The organism is Streptomyces cahuitamycinicus, assembly GCF_002891435.1.
Classification (GTDB): domain Bacteria; phylum Actinomycetota; class Actinomycetes; order Streptomycetales; family Streptomycetaceae; genus Streptomyces; species Streptomyces cahuitamycinicus.
This window is the reverse complement of record NZ_POUC01000839.1, coordinates 1-1310: the sequence shown is the minus strand read 5'-3', so window position 1 is coordinate 1310 and position 1310 is coordinate 1. Positions and strand designations below refer to the sequence as shown.

Below are 1310 nucleotides of genomic sequence, written 5' to 3'. Positions count from 1 at the left end.
GGCCCGGGGGGGAGGGGGGGGGGGGGGTGCGGGACTCGGCGGCGCCGGGCGGGCACGGGGAGTGCCTGTCGTGCCGGCTGGCAGGGCGGGGGCGCGGCGCGCGTGCGGTGGTGCCGGTCATGCCGGCGCAGCGCGAGAGCGAGCCGGAGACCGTCGCCGCGGCGGGGGCCGACTCCGTGCGCTGAGGCCGACTCTGCGGAGCCGGGCACTGTCGTCCTGCGGAGCCGGGGACCGTCGCCGCCGGCGAGGCCGATCCCCGCGAGCCGGGGCCTGCCGCAACCGGGGCCCATGTCGCGAAGCCGGAGACCGTCGGCGCCGCCGGGCCCACTCCGCCGAGCCGGAGACCGCCGCTGACGCCACCCCCACCGCTCGACGAACGGGCGACGGCCGACCGGATGCCGCGGCTCGGCGCCCACCCGGACGTGTGGTTCCCCGTGCTGCGGCCGGCGCCCGACCGCTGGCTGCGCCTGAACCTGGTGCACGACACCGGCCCCACCATGCCGGTCTGGCGCCCCCTGGTGAGCGAACTGCACACGGCACTCGCCCAGTCGGGCATCTTCCGCGCGGTCGGCCTGCACCCGGCCACGCCCGACGGCCGGACCCGCCAGGTTCCCGTCCTCGACGACGGCCGCACGGTCACCCTCGTCATCAGCGACTGCATGGGCCCGCAGTGGCGCCCCGGCGAGGCGGGCGAGCGCTGGTACCGCACCCTGCGGCGGTGGGCCCGCCACATGCCGCTCGCCGTGGTCCAGCCGCTCCCCGAACACCTGTGGCCCACCACGGCGTTGCCCGCCGAGCCGGGCCTGCTGACGTCCCCGGGCCCGGCGGCCCCCTCGGCGGCCCTCGCGTTCAGCTCGTACGACGCGTCACCGCACCCGGACCGGGCCCTGCCGCTGCCGGTCCTGGAACCGGGCGCCCCCTGGCTCGCCCACTGGGCGGCCCTGCTCGCCGACCCGGGCGGCGCCCGGACACCGGGCGCGGTGGCCTGGCTGCCGCCCGCACCCGCACCTCCCGCCGAGCCCACGCCCGACATCACCACCTCCTCTGCCGAGGACCTGGTCCTGCGCTTCCGCGCGACCGCGTCCCCGGAGGCCTTCCGCCTCGCCGGGCATCTCGCGCTGGCGGTCCCCTCGGTCCCGGTGATGCGCCTCGTCCAGCGCACCCTGGAGCGCGACCCGCGCCCACAGCACCTGGCCGAGGTCGTCCTCAGCGGCATGCTCACCGCCGCGCCCGGCCCGCCCGGCTCCTACGCGTTCCGGCCCGGCGTACGGGAGTTGCTGCTGCGCTCCCTGCCCCGCACGGCCCGCGGC

1 protein-coding gene and 1 pseudogene are annotated in these 1310 nt (G+C 79.1%); both read left to right on the top strand.

Annotation, left to right across the window (positions count from 1 at the left end):
- Positions 1-185, top strand: a pseudogene (locus tag C1J00_RS46105) (HGxxPAAW family protein); the annotation flags it as partial.
- A gap of 210 nt (positions 186-395) precedes the next feature.
- The coding region (locus C1J00_RS43305; protein WP_439333487.1) for an SAV_2336 N-terminal domain-related protein at positions 396-1310 on the top strand (915 nt) is incomplete at its 3' end.